This is a genomic window from Dysgonomonas mossii, assembly GCF_004569505.1.
Classification (GTDB): domain Bacteria; phylum Bacteroidota; class Bacteroidia; order Bacteroidales; family Dysgonomonadaceae; genus Dysgonomonas.
The window spans coordinates 1-423 of the sequence record NZ_SPPK01000089.1 but is presented as its reverse complement, the minus strand read 5'-3'; the positions used below and the strand labels follow the sequence as shown (position 1 = coordinate 423).

Here is a 423-nt window from a genome sequence, read left to right as displayed (position 1 = left end):
TATTGAATTAGTTTACTAAGTGTTAACGTCTCACCTAATTGATGGCTTAAATTTTGTAGTAAAGCTTCTTGAGAAAAAATATCTTCAATCTTATGATAAGTTTCCACATTATTGCTTACTTTTGATACAAGTGTTTTTCCAATCTCACCCGCTTCACCATTGGCACCGCGATACAATTTATTATTAATAATTAAGCCCGCACCAATACCTTTATGAATGCTAAGCGCTATAAGGTTATTAATCGATAAACTATGCTTAAAATTACGTTCATACAATGCAGAAAGATTTGCCTCATTTTCGATCATAACAGGAACTTGGGCAAATTCTTTTAGCATTTCTGTTATAGAAACCCCGTCTGTCTTGTGGAATGGTAAATAAATGACATTTTGATCATTATCAACGACACCATGTATAGATACAGAC

1 protein-coding gene is annotated in these 423 nt (G+C 32.9%); it reads right to left on the bottom strand.

Going from position 1 to position 423, the window contains the following annotated elements; genetic code table 11:
* A partial coding sequence (locus tag E4T88_RS17560) for an ROK family protein (protein WP_135107584.1) occupies positions 1-423 on the bottom strand: 423 nt, incomplete at both ends.